Annotated in this window: 17 protein-coding genes; 11 read left to right on the forward strand and 6 right to left on the reverse strand. The window is 49.1% G+C overall.

Features of this window, described 5'->3' with window-relative positions; translation table 11 throughout:
- Positions 1 to 25 precede the first annotated feature (25 nt).
- A complete protein-coding gene (gene typA, locus GmarT_RS17855; protein WP_002645561.1) occupies positions 26 to 1849 on the reverse strand; it encodes a translational GTPase TypA in 1824 nt (607 codons plus the stop codon).
- A gap of 288 nt (positions 1850 to 2137) precedes the next feature.
- On the opposite strand from typA, the gene GmarT_RS17860 reads away from it, so the two are divergent.
- Both GmarT_RS17860 and GmarT_RS17865 read left to right on the forward strand, forming a co-directional pair.
- The gene (locus tag GmarT_RS17860) at positions 2138 to 3739 is read left to right on the forward strand and encodes an N-acyl-D-amino-acid deacylase family protein (protein ID WP_002645560.1); all 1602 of its coding nucleotides are present in this window, start codon (positions 2138 to 2140) and stop codon (positions 3737 to 3739) included.
- 8 nt (positions 3740 to 3747) lie between these two features.
- Entirely contained in the window at positions 3748 to 4524 is a 777-nt protein-coding gene (locus tag GmarT_RS17865; RefSeq protein WP_157158929.1) for a (5-formylfuran-3-yl)methyl phosphate synthase, read from the forward strand.
- Here the strand turns inward: GmarT_RS17865 and GmarT_RS17870 are convergent.
- A complete protein-coding gene (locus GmarT_RS17870; protein WP_002645558.1) occupies positions 4516 to 5610 on the reverse strand; it encodes a S1C family serine protease in 1095 nt (364 codons plus the stop codon). The genes GmarT_RS17865 and GmarT_RS17870 overlap by 9 nt on opposite strands.
- Before the next feature lie 79 nt (positions 5611 to 5689).
- On the reverse strand, positions 5690 to 6724 hold the full coding sequence (locus GmarT_RS17875; RefSeq protein ID WP_002645557.1) for a S1C family serine protease: 1035 nt from the start codon (positions 6722 to 6724) through the stop codon (positions 5690 to 5692).
- Positions 6725 to 7079: 355 nt separating this feature from the next.
- Here GmarT_RS17875 and rfbC point away from each other — a divergent pair, with 355 nt between their 5' ends.
- From rfbC to GmarT_RS17890, 3 genes are read left to right on the forward strand one after another with little or no spacing between them, the layout of a single operon-like run.
- Positions 7080 to 7628 (forward strand): dTDP-4-dehydrorhamnose 3,5-epimerase, encoded by a 549-nt coding sequence (rfbC, locus tag GmarT_RS17880; RefSeq protein WP_002645556.1) that lies wholly within the window; start codon positions 7080 to 7082, stop codon positions 7626 to 7628.
- A complete protein-coding gene (gene pdxA / locus GmarT_RS17885; protein WP_002645555.1) occupies positions 7625 to 8659 on the forward strand; it encodes a 4-hydroxythreonine-4-phosphate dehydrogenase PdxA in 1035 nt (344 codons plus the stop codon). Before rfbC ends, pdxA begins: the two co-directional genes overlap by 4 nt.
- Positions 8660 to 8693: 34 nt before the next feature.
- Entirely contained in the window at positions 8694 to 9362 is a 669-nt protein-coding gene (locus GmarT_RS17890) for a histidine phosphatase family protein (RefSeq protein ID WP_157158928.1), read from the forward strand.
- 16 nt (positions 9363 to 9378) lie between these two features.
- Here GmarT_RS17890 and GmarT_RS17895 read toward each other — a convergent pair whose 3' ends face one another.
- Positions 9379 to 10827 (reverse strand): pectate lyase, encoded by a 1449-nt coding sequence (locus tag GmarT_RS17895; protein WP_230682533.1) that lies wholly within the window; start codon positions 10825 to 10827, stop codon positions 9379 to 9381.
- Positions 10828 to 10880: 53 nt separating this feature from the next.
- Positions 10881 to 12995, reverse strand: coding sequence for an FAD-dependent oxidoreductase (locus GmarT_RS17900; protein WP_002645551.1), 2115 nt, complete (start codon positions 12993 to 12995; stop codon positions 10881 to 10883).
- Positions 12996 to 13286: 291 nt separating this feature from the next.
- Between GmarT_RS17900 and GmarT_RS17905 the strand changes: the two genes are divergently transcribed.
- Positions 13287 to 13766, forward strand: coding sequence for a hypothetical protein (locus GmarT_RS17905; protein ID WP_002645550.1), 480 nt, complete (start codon positions 13287 to 13289; stop codon positions 13764 to 13766).
- 20 nt (positions 13767 to 13786) lie between these two features.
- Here GmarT_RS17905 and GmarT_RS17910 read toward each other — a convergent pair whose 3' ends face one another.
- On the reverse strand, positions 13787 to 14332 hold the full coding sequence (locus GmarT_RS17910; RefSeq protein ID WP_002645549.1) for a gamma-glutamylcyclotransferase family protein: 546 nt from the start codon (positions 14330 to 14332) through the stop codon (positions 13787 to 13789).
- 427 nt (positions 14333 to 14759) lie between these two features.
- Here GmarT_RS17910 and GmarT_RS17915 point away from each other — a divergent pair, with 427 nt between their 5' ends.
- From GmarT_RS17915 to GmarT_RS17935, 5 genes are all read left to right on the forward strand, one after another.
- Positions 14760 to 16763 (forward strand): PAS domain-containing hybrid sensor histidine kinase/response regulator family protein, encoded by a 2004-nt coding sequence (locus tag GmarT_RS17915; protein WP_002645547.1) that lies wholly within the window; start codon positions 14760 to 14762, stop codon positions 16761 to 16763.
- A gap of 104 nt (positions 16764 to 16867) precedes the next feature.
- Positions 16868 to 17908 carry a TauD/TfdA family dioxygenase gene (locus tag GmarT_RS17920; protein WP_002645546.1) on the forward strand — a complete coding sequence of 347 codons (1041 nt, stop codon included), beginning with the start codon at positions 16868 to 16870 and terminating at the stop codon, positions 17906 to 17908.
- Between the two features lie 125 nt (positions 17909 to 18033).
- A complete protein-coding gene (locus tag GmarT_RS17925; RefSeq protein WP_149303048.1) occupies positions 18034 to 18540 on the forward strand; it encodes a YbaN family protein in 507 nt (168 codons plus the stop codon).
- A 259-nt stretch (positions 18541 to 18799) separates the two neighbouring features.
- Positions 18800 to 19723 carry a TIM barrel protein gene (locus GmarT_RS17930; protein WP_002645544.1) on the forward strand — a complete coding sequence of 308 codons (924 nt, stop codon included), beginning with the start codon at positions 18800 to 18802 and terminating at the stop codon, positions 19721 to 19723.
- 1 nt (position 19724) lies between these two features.
- Positions 19725 to 20099: a DUF2237 family protein gene (locus tag GmarT_RS17935; protein WP_002645543.1), complete on the forward strand. Its 375-nt coding sequence runs from the start codon at positions 19725 to 19727 to the stop codon at positions 20097 to 20099.
- Positions 20100 to 20128: the final 29 nt, after the last annotated feature.

A 20128-nucleotide genomic window follows, 5' to 3' on the forward strand; every position in this document is an offset into this window, starting at 1 on the left:
TCACAGCAGCGCGAATCATTCGAGATTATACATCGGTCGTCGTTCGATGATTGCGTTTACGTTCATTCTCCGTCAGATAGATCTTTCGCAATCGGATGATTTTTGGAGTAATTTCCACATACTCGTCGTACTCAATGTACTCCAGAGCCGCTTCCAGACTCATGTCCCGAGGCGGTTTGAGGACCATGTTCTCATCCGAACCGGAAGCACGCACGTTGGTCAGTTTCTTACCACGAATGGGATTCACAACCAGGTCGTTATTGCGGACGTTCTCGCCGACGATCATACCTTCATAAACGTCTGCACCGGGTCCGACAAAGAACTCAGCCCGGTCACGAAGTTTCCATAAGGCATATCCGACGGCCTGACCTTTATCCTGCGAAATCAGTACGCCATTCGCACGTCGCGGGACGTCCCCTTCTGTCACCTTATAGGCTTCGAAGCGGTGATTGATGATTGCTTCGCCGCGGGTTGCATTCAGCAGACGGGTACGCAGACCAATCAGACCACGAGCAGGGATGGAAAACTTGAGATGAGACATCCCCGTTTCACTGGAAGTCATATCGATCATCTGTCCACGACGGGCACAGACCAGTTCCATCACGGAACCAACGACTTCTGAGGGAGCATCTACTTCCAGAGATTCAAATGGTTCATGCCATTTGCCGTCAATTTTCTTACGAATGACTTCCGGCTTACCGACAGACAGTTCATAACCTTCACGTCGCATCTGCTCAATCAATACGGATAAATGCAGAATCCCACGACCTGAGACAGAGAAGGAATCTTTATCTTCCCGCTCGGTCACACGAAGAGCCACATTCGATTCCAGTTCCCGCATCAGTCGATCACGCAGGTTTCGGCTGGTCACATACTTTCCATCCTGTCCTGCCAGAGGCGAACTGTTGATGGTAAACAGCATGGACAGAGTTGGTTCATCGACATCGATGCGAACCAGGGCCTGCGGTTTTTCTGCACAGGCGACGGTATCACCGATTTCCGGGTTATCCAGCCCCACCAGAGCGACAATATCGCCGGCAGAAGCTTCATCAACGGGAGCCCGTCCCAGATTATTAAATAGTTCTACTGAATCGACGGTGCACTTCAGATGGTCCCCATTACGCTTGATGAGGGTTACGCGTTCGCCGGTATGAACTTTTCCACTGCTGATACGGCCGGTAGCAACACGTCCCACATACTCTGACCATTCCAGAGTGGTCACCATCATGGTCAGTGGTGCATCCTGATTCACATCGGGAGCAGGAACATTTTCCAGTACCATATCCAGCAACGGATGAATACTGTTGCCGAAGTTATCCAGATCATGCGTCGCAAAACCTTCGCGGGCGCTGGCGTAGATATAAGGGAAGTCGAGGGTTTCATCGTCAGCTTCCAATTCCACGAACAGGTCGAACATCTCACTTAAGACATGATCGGGTCGGCAGTCGGAACGGTCAATTTTGTTGATGACGACCAGAGGCTTCAAACCACATTCCAGTGCTTTTTTCAAAACAAAGCGGGTCTGTGGACGAGGTCCTTCAAATGCATCTACCAGAATCAGGACACCGTCGGCCATGCGGAGCACACGTTCGACTTCCCCGCCAAAGTCAGCGTGGCCTGGAGTGTCGATGATGTTGATTTTTACGCCCTTATACATCAATGCGATGTTCTTGGCCAGAATCGTAATGCCGCGTTCCCGTTCCAGATCGTTGGAATCCAGGATACAGTCGCCCTTTAATTGAGAATCACGGAAATGGCCACTTTGATGCAGCAAGGCATCGACCAGTGTCGTTTTCCCATGGTCCACGTGCGCGATAATCGCAATGTTCCGCACATCTTCTCGTTTCATGACTCTTAATTCTTCCCAAAATGGATCTCTCGGGAAACCGTCTTAATATTCAAACGTTCCTTACAGGGAACAGAGGGTTTCGCCAAAAAACCGCCTCTCAGCGCATCAGGCAACTATAGAAGCCGCAAAATATATCAACAATAGATTACTAACGCAAAGCCCAGAATTGGACATTCTTACTGGTAGTTCTGATCGGTTTTAGCGATACTTTTACCAAATACGATGCGCAATCTTCACAAAGTAAGAGTTCTCACCTTAAATTCGTTATCCACAAAGGGGTTATATCTTATGGACTATCTACGTCTGCAGATTTGCCTTTGTTTTTATTTCTTCACTTTCGTTCCGTCAGTCACACTTTTTGCCCAGGATGAGTCTTCGTTTGACATCCTGCTCAAAGGGGGAACGATCATTGATGGCTCGGGAAAACCAGGATTTCCTGGCGATGTCGCAATCAAAGACGACCGGATTGTACAAATCAGCCCCGAGATCAAAGGGACTGCCAGAGAGACGATTCCCTGTCACGGACTGACCATAGCTCCGGGATTCATCGACCTGCATAACCACAGTGACCGGCAGATTATTTCGCCTTTAACCCGGGCGAACATGAATTATGTCACCCAGGGATGTTCCACAATTGTGACTGGAAATTGTGGCAGTGGCCCGGTCGATACAGAAGAATATTACCGTATCATCGAGGCTGCGGGAAGCGGAACAAATGTTCTGCATCTGATACCGCAGGGATCCCTGCGTGACGAAGTCATGGGATCCGGACAGCGTGAGCCCACAGCCGAGGAACTGCAGAAGATGAAAGCTCTAGCTGAGAAAGCCATGCAGGATGGTGCCTGGGGCATGTCTACCGGGCTGATCTATGTCCCCAGTTCCTATGCCGGAACGGACGAACTGGTGGAACTGGCTCGAATCGTGTCACGTTTCCAGGGGATCTATACCAGCCATATTCGCAATGAAAGCACGGAACTACTGGCCGCCGTCAACGAGGCCTTGAAAATCGGTCAGCAGGCAAAGCTGCCCGTTCACATTTCCCACTTCAAATCCAGCGGCCAGGATGCCTGGGGGCTGGTGATCCGGGCCGCCGCCATGATTGAGGATGCCCGCAAACAGGGACAGAAAGTCACCGCCGATCAATATCCCTATATCGCTTCCAGCACCTCCCTGGGAGCCACGCTGATCCCTGCCTGGGCCAGAGCTGGCAGTAACAAAGAACTCGTGGCCCGACTGGAAGCTCCTGAGACCTCAGAAAAAATCATCAAAGCCATTCAAAGTAATATTGAAAAGCGCGAAGAGGGAAAAGCGGTTCGCATCGCCCGCTATTCTGATCGCCCGGACTGGGTGGGTAAAAATCTGCTGCAGATTGCAGAGAAAGAGAACAAGAGCGTACTGGACATTGTTCTGGAAATCACACGTCAGGGTGGTGCTTCTGTCGTCAACTTCAGTATGAATGAAGCCGACGTCCGTCAGATCATGAAAATTGACTGGGTGGCCACCGCTTCTGACGGCCGGGCTTACCTGCCCGGATCGGATCGTCCTCATCCTCGCAACTATGGAACCTTTCCCCGCAAGCTGAGTTATTACGCTCTGCAGCAGAAAGTGATTCCCCTGGAACATGCCGTACGAAGTATGACTGGCCTGCCGGCAGATATTCTGGGGCTCAAAGGCAGAGGCTACCTGCGGAAAGGAGCGTACGCTGATATCGTCGTTTTTGATACCAGAACCCTGATTGATAAAGCAACATTCGACAATCCCCACCAGTATTCCGAGGGAATCCGTTATCTGTTTGTGAATGGCAGCCCTGCCATCAATGCCGGTTTTCCTACTGGCAGCCTGGCTGGTAAAGCACTGCGCCATCAGACAGCTGCGAAAAAAGAGAAGTAATCACCGCCGTGAGTCATTTCAGAAAAGACGCAGCATTGAATCTACAGCACACACAGTTACTGGTCAGTGTCAGGAACGGAGCAGAAATCGCTCCTGCGATCGCTGGAGGTTGTGAAATACTCGACTTCAAAGACCCTCGTCGCGGTGCACTCGGGCGAGTCGATGATGCAATACTCAATGCTGCAATTGGGTACTGTCAACAATATTCTGTGACCATCCCTCTCAGTATGGCGCTGGGAGAACTCTGCGAATGGAATACAGGACAAAGCAGCCTGTCGATTCCCTCAGAGATTACTTTTTTGAAGATGGGATTCTCGCAATGCAATGGATCCCCGCACTGGATTTCAGACTGGCAGAACCTGATCCAACGGATCGAAGAGAGTAGCAAACATCAACATCAATGGATCGCGGTTGCCTATGCAGACTGGAGACGGGCCGATTCCCTCTCGCCATACAAAATTCTGGAAACAGCCTGTGAAAATGGGTGTGCTGGATTGCTGATTGACACTTTCTCAAAACAGAACGGCAGGCTGCTGGATCTGCTCTCTCCCGAAACACTTGGTGAGATCATCGAACTGGCGCGAGCCAGACAACTGAAAATTGCATTGGCTGGTTCTCTGCGTATTCAAGACCTGGAAATCCTGTCCGATCTGGCACCAGACATCATTGGCATCCGCGGCGCTGCCTGTCTCGGCTACAGCAGAACCAGTGCGATCCAGGAATCTGCCATCAGAGACTTCCGGAAGCAGATGAGTTTCAGGCAAAAATCAATGCGATCAGGATGAGGTGGTTGCTGAGACGGTATGCTGCCTGGCATCCTTCAATGGATTATAAGGGGCATATTCTTTCAACTTCAGCTTCTGGATCATGGGAACGACGTGATTGGCCGGGATGGCGAATGATTTGGTTCTGCCGGCACGGGCAATATTCAAACCAATGGCATTCCCCTGCAGATCAACAATTACACCACCACAGTCTTCCGGACGTAAGACGGTATCGTGTTGCAGAACTTCGGTGAATCCCGTTTTTCGACGACTGAGAGCACCGCCCATTTTTTTCTGCATTTCCCGCAGGCGATCATAAATCAGCATTTGAGGATCAGTCAGGACGACAACCGCAGTCACTTCTTCTTTTTCGCGAAGGACTTTAACAAGAACCCGGTCACCGGGCAAAAACTTACGCACGAAATTGGAAAGTGCACGGGCACTGTCGATCTCTTCACCAGCGACACTCAGGATCACATCTCCCGGCTTCAATCCCGCTTCTTCTGCTCCACTTTCACGCATGACGTGTTTGACCAGGGCGCCACCAACGGCGTCGTCAATCTGAACCCCCAGAACTCCGGGAGCAGGATCGATTTTCCGTCGGGCAACACTGAGCACACCGACACTGACTGGAGACATGCTTAAACCGGGGGTGACCAGCCATTGTCCCACCTGGGGATCCGCGTCGGACTTCCATTTCACGGTAGGTAGATTTTTAGCGTCTATTTTGATCAAAGCCAGATCGAGTTTTCCATCGACCCCAATGATTTCAGCCTGGTAGCGTTCCGCCGTCGATAATTCACAGGTGACTTCCCCTTCCAGTTGGCTGGCTTTAGTCAGGATCCACCCATCGGATTCTACAATGGCTCCCAGAGATGTTTCTTTGCCATCGGAACGAACGCGGACGGTCCATGAACGTGGAGTCGAAACGACTGAGCGAAAAGCCCGCCGCATCTGTGAGCCACTGGTCAACTGGCTGGGCTGCAGTTGATCCCAGGCAAAACTCTGAGAAGACTGCCAGCCCATGCAAACCGATACAATTGAAAGCAATAAAACAAACCGGACAGCAGGTGTTTTATGCTTTCTCGTATTTTGATCCTGGTTCAAGTCTATCTCCTCACGTATGGTTTTTCAGTTGATCTTTTTTTCGGAGCAGAAACCAAGATCGAGTTTGAGTTGTCATATCTCAGTCACGTGCGGCGAGTTGAACTTCAAAAGTCATGTTCTTACCCGCACGTATAAATGTAATCTGGACTGTCTGACCGGGCTTGTACTGTTGTACGACCTCGGCCAGCTGTTCGATTCCAGTGATTTTCTCGTCATTGAGCTGGATAATGATATCGTCTGCCTGTAACCCGGCAATTTCAGCAGGAAACCCGCGGGTGACTGCCGTGACTTTACAGCCCCGGTCAGTATCTTCGCCATTCACCCCCAGCACGGCGTTCTGCCCCAGTGGCTTTGCGCCCCACATATCACCAGAAACAAGTTTTTCCCAGTCATCCTGAAACGCGGATACGGGAATATGAAAATTCCAGCTGGTAGAGGGACCAATACGACTGTGGATTCCTACAACCTGCCCCTGCATATTAAACAGGGGGCCACCTGAATCCCCGCCGATGAGAGTACAATCTGTTTGCAGCAGATGTTTCTTACGGGAGACAATTCTACCAAGTCGCACGACGGGAGCACGCCCTGACTGATAGCCATTCGGATGACCTGTCGCCATGACCCATTCACCAGCCTCAATTTCAGAAATATCTCCCATTTTCACTGCAGACAGTTTGCTGATATCAACTTCATTGTCTTCCACAAGCTTGACCAGCCCGGCATCGAGCCCACGGTTCAATCCCATGGTACGCCCTTTTAAGGTTCTACCATCGTGTAGAATGATTGTCGCATTTTTTTGTGCCAGGCCAATGACATGAGCTGCAGTCAAAATATAGCCGGCTTTATTATCGATTATCACTCCACTACCCTGTGCTTCTCCTACACGGACAGAGACGGTACTCTCAATGGCCATTCTGGTCAGTGAGGTAACCTGTCGCTCAATTTCCTGAAGATCTTCAAGAGAATCAGGAACTGTTTTAAAGAAGACTTCAGACAGTTTAGCCGCAGGGGTAGCCGAAACCGGCTTCTGAACTTTGACGTCCTGAGCAGACAGCGGTGCTGTCGAAAATCCGACAGCAACAATCACTGCACCAGTGAGAAGGGATCTCAGCATCACTGTTACCGCCGTTCTGGTATTGATTTTAAGGGTTTGTCTCATAAGGCTTCACTTAACAGCTGATAAGGCTGTATCCCTCAGGTAAAATGTGTTGACTATAGAATACGCGATACAGCCTACACTTTTCAAGAAAAAACAGGAAAAACTCAGAGGTAGTCTATTATTCTAAATTCCTTTACTAATGGGACTTGGGTATGTTTCAGACACCTGAAAAGATTTTGAGAACTAAGAGATCAGACTCTTAGCATTGCTTTTATCCAACAGAAAATTCGCTATTATTAGTCCACGTCTTCTATTTTCAACATGCGTCTCGTAAAAGCCCGTCTCCTCTCAAGAAAGAATTTGTTGTCATATGGATATACAACAGACTGAATTTCCCGGCTTAGTGATCATCACCCCCCGCGTTTTTTCTGATGATCGTGGTTTCTTCAAAGAGACCTTTCAGCAGGAACGCTATGAACAGGCAGGAATACCAGGACCTTTTGTACAGGACAACCACTCACGGTCCTCTGCTGGTATCCTGCGTGGATTACATTTTCAGATTCACCGTCCCCAGGCAAAACTGGTTTTTGCAGTGGAAGGCGAAATCCTGGATGTCTGTGTTGATCTCAGAAAGAATTCTCCCACATTCGGGAAATCGATTTCGGTTCTGCTGTCGGCAGAGAACCATAAACAACTCTTCGTGCCTGCTGGATTCGCCCACGGCTTTTATGTTCTCAGCCCGCGTGCAGACTTCATGTATAAATGCACTGACTATTATTTTCCAGAACATGAGCGAACCCTGCTGTGGAATGATCCTGCTTTAGAAATCGAATGGCCTCTCTCAGACGAACCAATTCTGTCTGAAAAAGACCGTAAGGGACTTCCTCTCTCGGAATGTGAAATATTCGAATCACTATGAAATTGCCTCTCATCGCATTGACCATGGGTGATGTCTCAGGCATTGGTCCGCAATTGCTGGACGTGCTCTGCAGCGGCTCTGAAATTTTTCAGATCTGTCGGCCTGTTGTTTATGGGAATGCTGCTGTTCTCCGACGTGCATCACAACAATCCGGCTCCCAACTTCAGATCCGTGAAATCGAATCCATTTCAGACAGTCTGGAATTCCGGGTGGGAATCGCGAACTGTATTGATCGTGGTAACTCGAATGTCGCCGAGGTTGTCCCGTGTCAAATTGATGCCCGCTCTGGCCAGGGTGCCTATGATTATCTGGTGAGTGCCATTGATGATTGCCTGTCCGGAGAGATGGATGCCATTACCACAGCTCCTCTGAATAAGGAATCGCTCCGACTGGCCGGCATTGATTACCCCGGTCATACCGAAATTCTGGCTGACCGCTGTGGCGTCGCTGATTATGGTATGATGCTCTATCTGCCACATGGTGCTGCAATCCAGTCTCCTGCCGGTCTGGGAATCGTCCACACCACATTACATACATCAATTGCCAGCGTTCCCGGTTTACTCAGCACTGACGCGATATTTGAAAAAATCAGACTCATCTCGGGACTGATGCAAAAAATGGGAGTTGCCCACCCCCGAGTAGCCGTCTGTGCTTTGAATCCGCACGCGGGTGAGCATGGTCTGTTCGGCGATGAAGAAGCACGCATCATCTCCCCCGCAGTCGAACAGGCGATTCAATCAGGGCTTGACGCGACCGGCCCCTTGCCAGCAGACACCCTGATTCGCAGAGCTGTCCGTGGTGAGTTCGATGCCGTCGTCGCCATGTATCACGATCAGGGTCATATTCCCTTTAAATTGCTCGGTTTTGATCAGGCAGTCAACATCACACTCGGTCTGCCAATCGTGAGAACCAGCCCCAGCCATGGCACAGCCTTTGACATTGCCTGGAGTGATACTGTCCCTGAAACCCGAGGCATCATCGAAGCGACCAAAGCTGCTGCCAGGTTGTCGCAGCATCAGGCACATCGATAAGAGTTCGCGATCTGCTATTTCGACAGGACCCGATATGAAACTTTCTAAAATGGTACCTCACCCGGAAACGGATGTCACAAACCTGCTGTTGATCCGCCATGGGGCCACGCCTCCCAATGAACAGCGTCCCTTCATCCTGCAGGGGTGTGGGATCAACCCCAGTCTGAGTGAATCAGGTCAAAAACAGGCTGCCGCATTAGGCCAGTTCCTTTCGTCCACCAGTCCGATCCATCATGTTTACTGCAGCCCCATGATTCGAGCCCGGGAAACTGCTGAAGCGATCTGTGAACCACTGGGGTTGACTCCTCAAGAAGTGGCTGAAATCCATGAATGCGATGTAGGTCTCTGGGAGGGAAAATCCTGGGACATAATCATGCAGGAATTTCCCGAAGCTTATGATGCGTTCATACATGATCCGTATCAAAACCGGTATGAAGGGGGAGAATCGTACGGCGATGTGCTCAACCGGACAGAGCCTGCCATCCAGAGTCTGCTGGACCGGCATCTGGGAGAAACGATTGTCGTGGTTGCGCACAACGTGGTGAACCGGGTGTACCTCGCGCGGGTGCTGGGTCTGGAAATAAGCAAGGCCAAAGATCTTGCACAGACCAATACCGGGATCAACCTCATCCGTTACCAGCAGGGCGAAACGAAAGTCATCACGATGAACTCCATCTTTCACCTGAATGGGATTCCGCACTGATTTCGCTGGCGTCCCTTCAGTTGGTTTTGAGTAATTCCAGATAGGCGCTCAGTGTCTCCAGGTTCTCACTGAAGACTTCACTGGCGATATACTGGCTGTTGACCGGAAACTTAGGTTGTCCCACCAGGCGCTCTCCCGTGCTGGTGCTGATCCAGCGTGCTTGAGAATCCAGGTTATTCAAGATCGTTTTGACTCGTACCGAAAGCTCACGCCGGTTTGTTTTGGTAGTTTGCTGCTTTCCCGTCTTAAGTAAATTGTATTCCCGCTGCAGTTGAGGAAGTTTCGATTTAATTTTCCAGCCATAATGGCGAGGCAGATCAGAATCGTCATAAGTCAGACTGTAGTCTTTACCGCTGCGCGTCATATACAGTGGACGATTGGTTTTGAGTTCATAGTAGCGAGCCAGTTGACCGTCCGGCAGTTGTGATTTTTTTAACCAGGCCAGCGCCTGGGGAATCGGTTTGAGGTATTTCTCCTCACCGCCACTGAATTGATAAATTTTCATCAGTGTTTCTATCACATCCTGAGTCTCTCCCCCCGTCACGGCGGGTGGTTCGAAGCGGCGGGCCCAAATGGGTTGCATATCATAGTTGTACTGCTGCGCCCAGGCAGGCTGAGGTTGCGGCAGTTGTGATGCAATCAGAAAATCACCCAGCTTGAATACAGCCTGCTGATAACGTGGGTCCTGGTAAATTTCATACGCTTCAATCAACACTGTCGATACATAACCGGCCAGTCCATCATTCAAAGTATAATAGTCCCAGTAATTCTTGATGCGACCTTCAGTCCGCCAGTCGTATTCCGGGAAGTTCCCTGCTTTCGGAGCAACTTTATTTACCGGTTCCGTCCAGACCTGGGGAAATGCGCCTACCGGAAACTGAGCAGCGAGTAACGCATTCAAAGCGATCTCTGCCGCTTCATGAATTTTCTGATTCTGAAACTGATGGGCCTGATCAACGTGAATCAACAGGCGAATCGCTGACTGAGAAATGCCATCATCGAGAGTTGAATTGTTCCGTCCCCTGCCCTTCCCATTACGATATGCGGCCGTCAACCTGCTTTTCGGATTAAATTCAACCGAATTGGTCCACCCGCCTGACTTCAGTTGTCCATAAATCAGGGCCAGCGCGGCGTCTGTAGCCGCATCAAGATAAAATGAGTCGCCTGTGGTCTTGTAAGCAGACAGATAAGCCAATCCGACAGTGGGAGTACCCGGTGGCTGCACCCAGATCTGATCCGGTCCGGCCTTTCCTTCTCCCCAGCGTTCCCGCAAATCCAGGCTGTAGTAATAGACGTAGCCCCCGTGTACGGCCAGTTTATTTCGAAAATATTCACTTGACTTTCGCATGGCGAGAGAGACATTTTCTTTCGAATCGATCTCGGCGGCTGACATCAGCCGGGCCTCTAAACTGATCATTGTCACCAGAGCCAAAAACAACAGAAGCGAAAGACTTTTGTTTTTCATAAACACGACTGATGACTCCTCTAAATCAAGTTAGAAATGAGAAAACAGACAGATTACTCTTTCACAGGGATCCACTGAACCGCATCAATGATCACATACCCGTCGGCTCCTGCATTTGAAACTTCAACAACTGCCGGTTGATCCGGAGTGAAGTCATATTCACCCAGCGATATAAACAGTCCCTCCAGCGGCGGCAGTTTTTTCTGATTGATGGTACGGGTTTCTGTTCCCCCGGCATGTTGCAGTTTGATTTTAACCTGGGAGCTCCGATTTCCATTCGGGGTATAGGCATACCGTACTTCATAAAGCCCCCCCTCTGGAATTTTCGTTTCAAACCGGGCGGTCGCTTTTCCATCGCGGGTGTTGGATTCGTGACTGTAACTGGAACCAATGTACTTTTTTGCGGAATGGCTGGTAGTCCAGGCACCGGTGAGCTTTGCTTTGCTGTCATCCAAAACGATCCCTTTCAAGGTCGCGGGATTCACTCCATTCTTTCCGAATTTGACTTCGGGAGGTGCTTCCAGAACCTGCCCTTCCTTGATCAGTTGTGCTCTTAATGAATGATAAGGAACATCCTGCACATCCAGATTCTGGTCAAGGGCGATCGCCGCTGCGGTTGCTGCAGAATGCCCCAGGATCATAAAGACCGGTTCCATACGTATCGAACCAAAGGCAATATGCGAACTGGAAACACAAACCGGTACCAGTAGATTGCCGCATTCCCCTTTTTTCGGAACCAGGCTTCCGTAGGCAATTTCGTAGGGGCCATGCGTCGAAACTCCGATGTCACCTTCGTTCTGTACGTAGCCTTCGGGAGTTACATATCGCTGCACGTTATGCGAATCCATAGTATATGATCCCATGCCGACCGAATCAGGTGTAGGACGTTTTTTCACAAGCTCATTTTCTGTCATCACAAACTTGCCGATCATGCGGCGGGCTTCGCGAATATAGAGCTGATGCGGCCAGTTTCCGTTATCAGTAAACTCATCCTTCGCCAGTCCCCATTTGCGCATTTTCTGTTGAACCTCCTGCGGAACGCGTGGATCATTGGCAATAAAATAGAGCCAGCCCTGCTGATACGTGGTGTGCTCCTGGATGATTTCTTTCCGGCGATCGTACGAGGCTTCCGGGTAATCATAATTGTATCCGATATTATCCGTACTCATCGGCCCGTGATTGTTCGTATCTGTTTTAAAATTTGGAATCGGGTCAAACTTGGCAAACGTGTCTCTCCAGCCGGCATCATAAATTCGCAGCATCAGCTCATACTGCGCCGGATCGTAGCCCTCGGGTTTGGGGAAGGGAACGCGGTTCTCTTCATGATTGGTCAGGCACATGCGAAAACAGTAAGCCTGAATTTTATCATCACCTGAACCATACTTTCCGGGATCAGCGCCACTGATGCGCGGGAGTAATCCACTGGCTGGATCGCCGGGAATTTTATAAGGACTGATTTTCTCTTTGACCGCATTCGGACCGAAATGATGCCGGTGATGCAATACGCCTGTCTGGACGCCATTCCACTCTTCGCCATAGACACTCGTAGCTTCACGCCCGACATGATAACTCACTCCGGCGGCTGCCAGCAGATCTCCTTCGTATGTCGCATCAATAAAGACCCGACCTGTAAACGTTTTCCCACTGAGTGTCGTGATGGAACTGATTTTATCTGCTGACTTCTTCACTCCCTGCTTGCGATCCAGCCATTCGTCACGATAGACGGGGATCTCGTACTCCTTCACAAAATCTTCAAAGACCTGTTCGGCAACATGCGGCTCAAAAATCCACATCGTCCGCTGTTTACCATCAATCGCAGGAGTCCCCTGGCCTTTGTCTCCATACTGCGCGCGTTTCTGCCACTGCCAGGCTTCGGGAGACTGATAATGTTTCCAGACTCGATGATAGAATTCCCGTGCCAAACCACCAATGACGGCTTTATTACCGGTGTCCGTCCAACCCAGACCTCCACTGGACAATCCTCCCAGATGTTGATCGGGACAGACAATGACGACAGATTTCCCCAGGCGTTTTGCCTGAACGGCAGCTGTGACTGCTCCCGAGGTTCCGCCGTAGATGACAATATCATATTCTTCTGCCGCAACAACGGCTTGGGAAATCAATGTCAGGCTCAGACAGCCTACGATAAGGTGACGAACAAAATTCATAGGTCGTATTTCTCCAGGTTGTATAGCTCATTAATTCATATCAATGGATTATTTCGATTTTGAGTCGTCCATTCTATCGCAGAGTCAAACCAATACAAAGCAATAAACAGCCCTCAGATCTTCGTTCATGCAGGAATGTGTTTTGAGAAGAAGATTTAGAAACAGATCACCTGTTCCATATATTTCTGATTTCCTGATTGCTCACAACGGAAGTGTTTGATTTGATTCCCTGCTCTGATTAGGACATACTATTCACTTCACGATTATGAAATAAAACGTCCCGGATCAGGAATGACAGAAGAACTCACCGCTTACCATGAAGCAGGCCATGTCCTGATCGCCATCTACGCTGGTGCCCGCGTCCATTCAGTCACGGTAGATCCCGACTGGGATGATGGACCGGAGCGTTTTGGCGACGCACAGATTTCTTGGCCTGAAGGGGCTTTCAACCAGAAGTCCGGTCTTGAAAAAGCGGTGCTGGTCGCATTAGCGGGACCGGTTGCAGAGATGATCCATACCGGAGACCCGTTTCATCCGGCTCTCGTATCAGAATGGTCGGGAGACTGGCAGCAGGCCTGGCAGGCAGCAGCGGTGCTGGTTCCGCAGCGCGAAGCCCGAATGCAATATCTGGAAAAACAGACCATCAGCCTGTACCACCTGTTAAGAGAAGATTCGTACTGGGCAGCGATGGGAGACCTGGTCGACCAGTTACTGGCACATGAGACACTGGAAGAAGAGATGATTTACGAAATCATCTCCCACTGGCTTTAACGAAAAGAGTTCTCCGGAATTCAATCAGCCTGCTTTCCCTGTAACGACTTCTGAAGTTCACTTAACAGAGTCTGATGGCGTGCAGTCCGTTCTTGATCCGGATCCTTGATCATTTCGACAGCCTGGATGGTTTCACGATACTCTGCGGGGAACTCATGATAGGAAACCCCTTGCAATACGAACTCATGGTACCAGTCAAAAGGTTGTAATTGAGGATCAATGAAATCTGGCATTGCCTGATAAGTATAAACGGGCAGGCATTGGTTATCAGCCGACATGACTTCTGTATTGAGGATCTGATACCCTTTTCCCAGCGACTCATACTCATCGAGCAATATTTTCTGTTCTGGTGAAATCTGATAAACAGCCCCCCAGACTGTAGTGTCATAATCAGCGGCCAATACGATATCGCACTTCCCCGAAGCATCCAGCCCCACTTTGTGAAAACAGAGTCGCGCCCTTTCCAGGCGTGCAACTGATTGAATCTGACACACGCCGATCCTTGACTGCAGACGCAGAGGGTGAAGATTTGATCCGTAGGCAAAATAATTAAGTGTCTGCTTCATCAAATGGCCTTCTGGAATGCTCATTAACACATAACCGTTAACTGATAAGATGCAGGGAATCACAGCACATTACTCCCATGTCATTTTAGTACACTGACAGTCCTGATGACCAGTCAGCTTAAGGAGGGGAATACTCGACAGGCGCCCCCTCATCTAACGTTTGATTCCTCTAATTAAATCAACTGTTAAATCAGATTCGATTCCCGCTTTTTTTGCCTGGAATTCGAGTGAAATACCTCATGATATCTGCAAATTAATAATGATTTTCCAAGCAGAGAAAAACCTGTCTGAGGAGATTCCATTTACTAAATCTCCTTTACTTGCAAACAAAGTCCGGAATTCAAAAAAGTCCGAATATACCGCGATTCAGCTGTGATTCCAGAGAGATAATATATGAGTAACATCAAAGCTTTAACAGGATTTTCAAATGACCTTCATCCCGACACCAGAACCCGATCAGAGCAGCGGTAATCAAAGCCTGTTGATCTGGGCTTCAAATTCAGATCAGCAGTTTGATCTATTTAATCAAGCCTGGCTTCTGTTCACAAACAGTACTCTCGAACAGAATCTCAATGAGGGCTGGCAAAAGTTTATTCATCCTAATGATCTGGATGAATTTCTGCAGACCTGGCATGAGGCGTTCGCGGCACAAACAGCGTTTCAATGTGAGTACAGACTGAAACGCGCGGATGGACAATATCGCTGGTTTCAATGTTGTGCCGAGTTACGCCCCTCTGTGTCTGGTGAGCTATCCGGCTTCTTTGCAACCAGTCGCGATCTGCTGCAACAGGATCAGCAGGTCGAATCTTCCAGAAATATTGAAAAGCATCTTGAGGGGCTGTTGAGCTATTCCTCTCACGGAGTCTGGGACTGGCTCAATCTGAAATCAACAGAGCAATGGTGGTCCCCACGTTTTTATGAACTGATTGGCTATCAGAATCAGGAAATCGATTCCAGTATGGATACCTTGAAGCTCCTGCTGCATCCCGATGATGTGGAACATACATTTCAGGCTTTTGAAGATGCTTTAATTAATAATAGTCCCTTTGAGCTGGAGTACCGCCTGCGGATTAAAGGCGGTACGTATCGCTGGTTTCGTGGTTATGCAAATGTTTTGCGTAATGATTCCGGCCAGGCCGTCAGAATGACTGGTTCAATGACGGATATCCATCTGCGTGTGCAGACAGAAGAAGAATTGAGACTCGCAAGACTGGAAGCATTTCACGCGAAAGAGGAAAAAAAGAATTTTCTGGCGATGATGAGCCATGAAATTCGCACTCCCCTCACTGCGATTCTGGGCTACTCTGAAATGATACTCGAATCAGCTCAAGATCCATTTACACAGACTTCCGCTGAAACCATTCATATCAATGGGGAATACCTGCTGAACACGGTCAATGATTTTCTGGATCTTTCGAAAATCGAAGAAGGCCGGTTTGACCTGGAGTTACTCGAATGTTCTCCAATCACTGTGATTGAAAACGTACGAACCTTAATGCGTCGAAAGGCAGAGCAAAAGCAGTTAGCCCTCAAAATTGCCTGTGAGCACGACTTGCCGGAAACAATTAAATCTGACCCGATTCGCCTTAAACAGATACTGTCAAATATTCTTGGCCTGGCAATTAAAATATCCGAAAAAGGAAGTATCGATCTGAATGTCAGTTCTGATTCCGACTCCGAGGGAAAAGCAATCCTGTTATTCAGGGTTACATTTAAAAATAATAAACTAGATATTGATCGATTGAAACTTCTCTTTACCAGCTCACAAATGGAAGAACACGCTTTGCCAGGTCTGGGAGGTGGAACGGGACTGGGACTGTTCGTCTCAAAGCAACTGGCAGCTATTCTGGGAGGACAGATCTCTGTCTCTAAACAGACAGGAGATGCTTCTCAGACTTCGATATTACTATCGATCGCCACGGGAGATCTCAGGCGTGAAAAAATGTATCGATATAATTCTGCCAGTTTAATCCGCGAAATCAAATCGTCTAAAGTCAGTTCTGATCTTCTCAGAAAAAACAGTCGTATTCTGCTGGTGGAAGATGGTATCTACAATCAACGGCTGATCAAGTTTTTACTGAGCAAAGCTGGTGCTGATGTGAAGGTTGTCGAACATGGTCAACAGGCACTGGATGAACTGCAGAAAAATGAAATACCGGATGAGGAAATCGGTTCCGAGTACGATCTGATACTGATGGACATTCAAATGCCGGTTCTGGATGGATATACGACAACACGCCGTCTCCGGTCCCTGGGATTTACAAAACCCATCATTGCTTTAACCGCTAATGTCATGCCCGGCGATCGTGAAAAATGTATTGCGGTCGGTTGTGATGAATATCTCAGCAAGCCCATTGACCGTAAGAGGCTCATTGAAACAATCAATGGTTGTCTGAAAAAGGAAAGCCAGAAAAATCTGATTCATCAATAAACATCTGGAATTGCTCAGTCAACTTTTCCCCACTGAATGAATCTGTTAAAATCAACAAAAGATATTCCCCGAGTTGATCTTGTGTTTTAAGGAGCTGATTCAGCGTGAGTGACTTGCAGGCGGCAGAAAATCTACCGACAGAGTTTTCCATCCCGGCAGCCTGGAAAGGCAGTGAATTATTCGCTCGGGATGACTGGCAAGTTACTTTCGATCAGAATCAACTGGACGACCTCCAGCTGGCACTTGATGTTGTCTTGAAAGAAAATTTGTCGCGGGAACAAATCACCCCGTCCCGCTTTCCCCTTCCGCAAGTCAGTCCCGTAATACGACAGATTCAGCAACAGCTGGAAACCGGCTCGGGGGCTTGCCAGTTGAAGCGACTGCCTGTTGAACATTACTCTGCTCCCGAATTGGAAATCCTGTTCTGGCTGATCTCGGTACACCTGGGAAGTCCAGTTTCACAAAGTGCAAATGGGGAAAAGATATTCCATGTGCGCGATGAAGGCTTTCAGGTCGGACAGAAAGAGGCACGCGGTCCTAACACTCGCAAACGCTTAAGCTTCCACACAGACCGCTGTGATGTGATCGGTTTTCTCTGCCTGCAGCAGGCACGTTCGGGAGGCAACAACCAGTTGGTCAGTTCTGTTTCACTGTTTAACGAAATGCGGCGGCGTTTTCCCGAGCTGACAAAAATTCTGATGCAACCTTTTTATTACCTCAGACACAATGTCGACACTGGGAACCAGAAACCATTCTGTCAGCAACCGGTCTTTTCTGTTCAGGACGGACACTTTGCCGGCAGTTTTCTGCGAGTTTTGATCGAGCGAGCTTATGCGTCACCCGATCTCCCCGATATGACTTCTCAACAGCGCGAAGCACTTGACCAGTTAGAAGCGGTAGCGGAATCTCCCGAATTGAGTGTCACCTTTCGACAGGAACCAGGCGACTTGCTTTTCCTGAATAACTGGGTCACTTTTCATCGTCGCGATGACTTTGAAGATGCAGACGAATCACATTTGAAACGGCATTTACTGCGCGTCTGGTTAGCCGTTCCCAACAGTCGTCCCCTGAACCCTCTATTTGCAGACAATTACGGGAGCACTGCTGCTGGCGCCGTTCGTGGTGGCATGTTGCCTTCCCATTAAATTGATTCGTTTTTTTGCGGGATCTGCCTCAAGGTATCTGGCTGCGTTTCGGGCTTGTGGCACACCGGGATTCAGTTAAAATTGAGAATCTTTCTGTTTCAGGGCCCATTCAGATCTTGGATCACATGATTCGTAATTCGCAGCCGCAAGACGACCTCTCCAGTGAATCCGATCAAACCGGAAACACGTTCGATCGCATTGCGTTGGAGGAAATCCATCCTGAATTTCTCGACACACTTGATCAAACAACCGTGCCGACTGTAACCGGTGTCAAAAAAATCATCTTCCTCATTCTGGCTACCCTGTTTTTTGCGCTCGGTGTTCTGGGAGTTGCTTTACCTGTTCTGCCAACCACACCATTTCTCTTACTGACAAGTTATTTTCTGATCAGAACTTCTCCGCGTTTAAATGCAGCGCTGCTGCGTTCGCCCGTTCTCGGACAGGTTCTCAAAGAATGGCAACAGGACGGCGGCGTGCGACTTAGTGTCAAAATTCAGGCAATCTCAATTGTTGTCCTGGTCATTGCCGCCACATTACTGCTTTCTCCACTTTCGATTCTAGTGAAATCAGTGCTGGTGATGCTGGCCTGCATTGGAATCGTAGTCGTAATTCGCCTGCCCGGCCTTTCCTGAACAACAAACTCAACAGTACACTGAGATTACTGTTCCAGGGCTCCTGGCTGACTTTTATTTGTGGCAGATGATTCCATGTAAAATCGGGTGCATCCTCAGTCCGTTTTGACTAGAATAGCTTCAGCGAGTCAACATGCACTCGAATCCGGAAAGACATTTACGTTTCATGCACTTTGGATTCGAATCCCGACATAATATCGTGTGACATCATCGATTGAGGCACGCACCAGCATTCATTCCACAACAAGGAGTCCAGCAGATGCAGCGTCGAGATTTTCTGAAAAACAGTATGGTAGCCGGCAGTGCTGCCATCTTAGCCCGGACTGCTGCACAAGCCGCAGGAGTAGACCAGCCAAAACCATTCCAGCTCAAATACGGTCCCCATTTCGGCATGTTTAAAAATGCTGCCGGGAATGATCCCATTGATCAGCTGAAATTTGCTGCCGACCAGGGCTTCACTGCCTGGGAAGACAACGGCATGAAAAAGAAACCCAAAGAACTGCAGCAGCAAATCGCTGATACAATGGAAAAGCTCAACATGCAGATGGGTGTGTTCGTGGCGCACGGCTCGATCGGCAAAACCACTTTTACCCGTAAGGATAAAGATGTCTGGGATTCCGTACTGAAAGACATCAAAGATTCTGTGGAAGTTGCAAAACGCGTCAATGCGAAATGGATGACCGTCGTTCCGGGAAATCTGGACGAAGGCCCCCGCAGTCGTCTGGCAGAAGGCTATCAGACTGCCAACGTGATCGAATTACTCAGACGCTGTGCCGACATCTTTGAACCGCACGGTATGGTGATGGTCCTGGAACCACTCAACTGGTTTGCCAATCACGGCGGTGTGTTCCTGCAGGGGTCTCCTCAGGCTTATGCTCTCTGTAAAGCCGTTGACAGTCCTTCCTGTAAAATCCTGTTTGATATTTATCATCAGCAGATCACCGAAGGCAACCTGATTGTCAATATCGACAACAGCTGGGATGAAATTGGCTATTTTCAGTCAGGCGATAACCCGGGTCGCAAAGAACCGGGTACGGGTGAAATCAATTATCTGAATGTCTTCAAGCACATTCACTCCAAAGGCTTTGACGGAATTATTGGTATGGAACACGGTAATTCCAAACCAGGTAAAGAAGGTGACATGGCCGTCATCGAAGCATATAGAGAGGTAGACCGGTTCTAACATGACTCAGAGAAAAGCAAAAAATGTTCTCGGAACGGAATTGGAAACCTGCTCCCTGGACCCTGTGACTGGATTTTATCGGGATGGTTGCTGCAATACGGGCGCCTCCGACATGGGGCTGCATACGGTGTGTATTGAAGCGACTGCTGAGTTCCTCGAATTCTCGAAAGAGCGCGGGAATGACCTGAGCACGCCCCATCCGATGTACGATTTCCCAGGGTTGAAACCGGGAGATCGCTGGTGCCTGTGTGTCGAACGCTGGAAAGAAGCGCTCGAAGCAGGGATGGCTCCCCGCGTCAAACTGGAAGCCTGTCACATTTCAACGCTCGAATTTGTCGACCTCGAAGATCTGCAGGAGTACGCCGTCAAAGTCTGATTCTCCAGGAATTCCATTTCCAGACAAAA

This window comes from Gimesia maris, assembly GCF_008298035.1.
Taxonomy (GTDB): domain Bacteria; phylum Planctomycetota; class Planctomycetia; order Planctomycetales; family Planctomycetaceae; genus Gimesia; species Gimesia maris.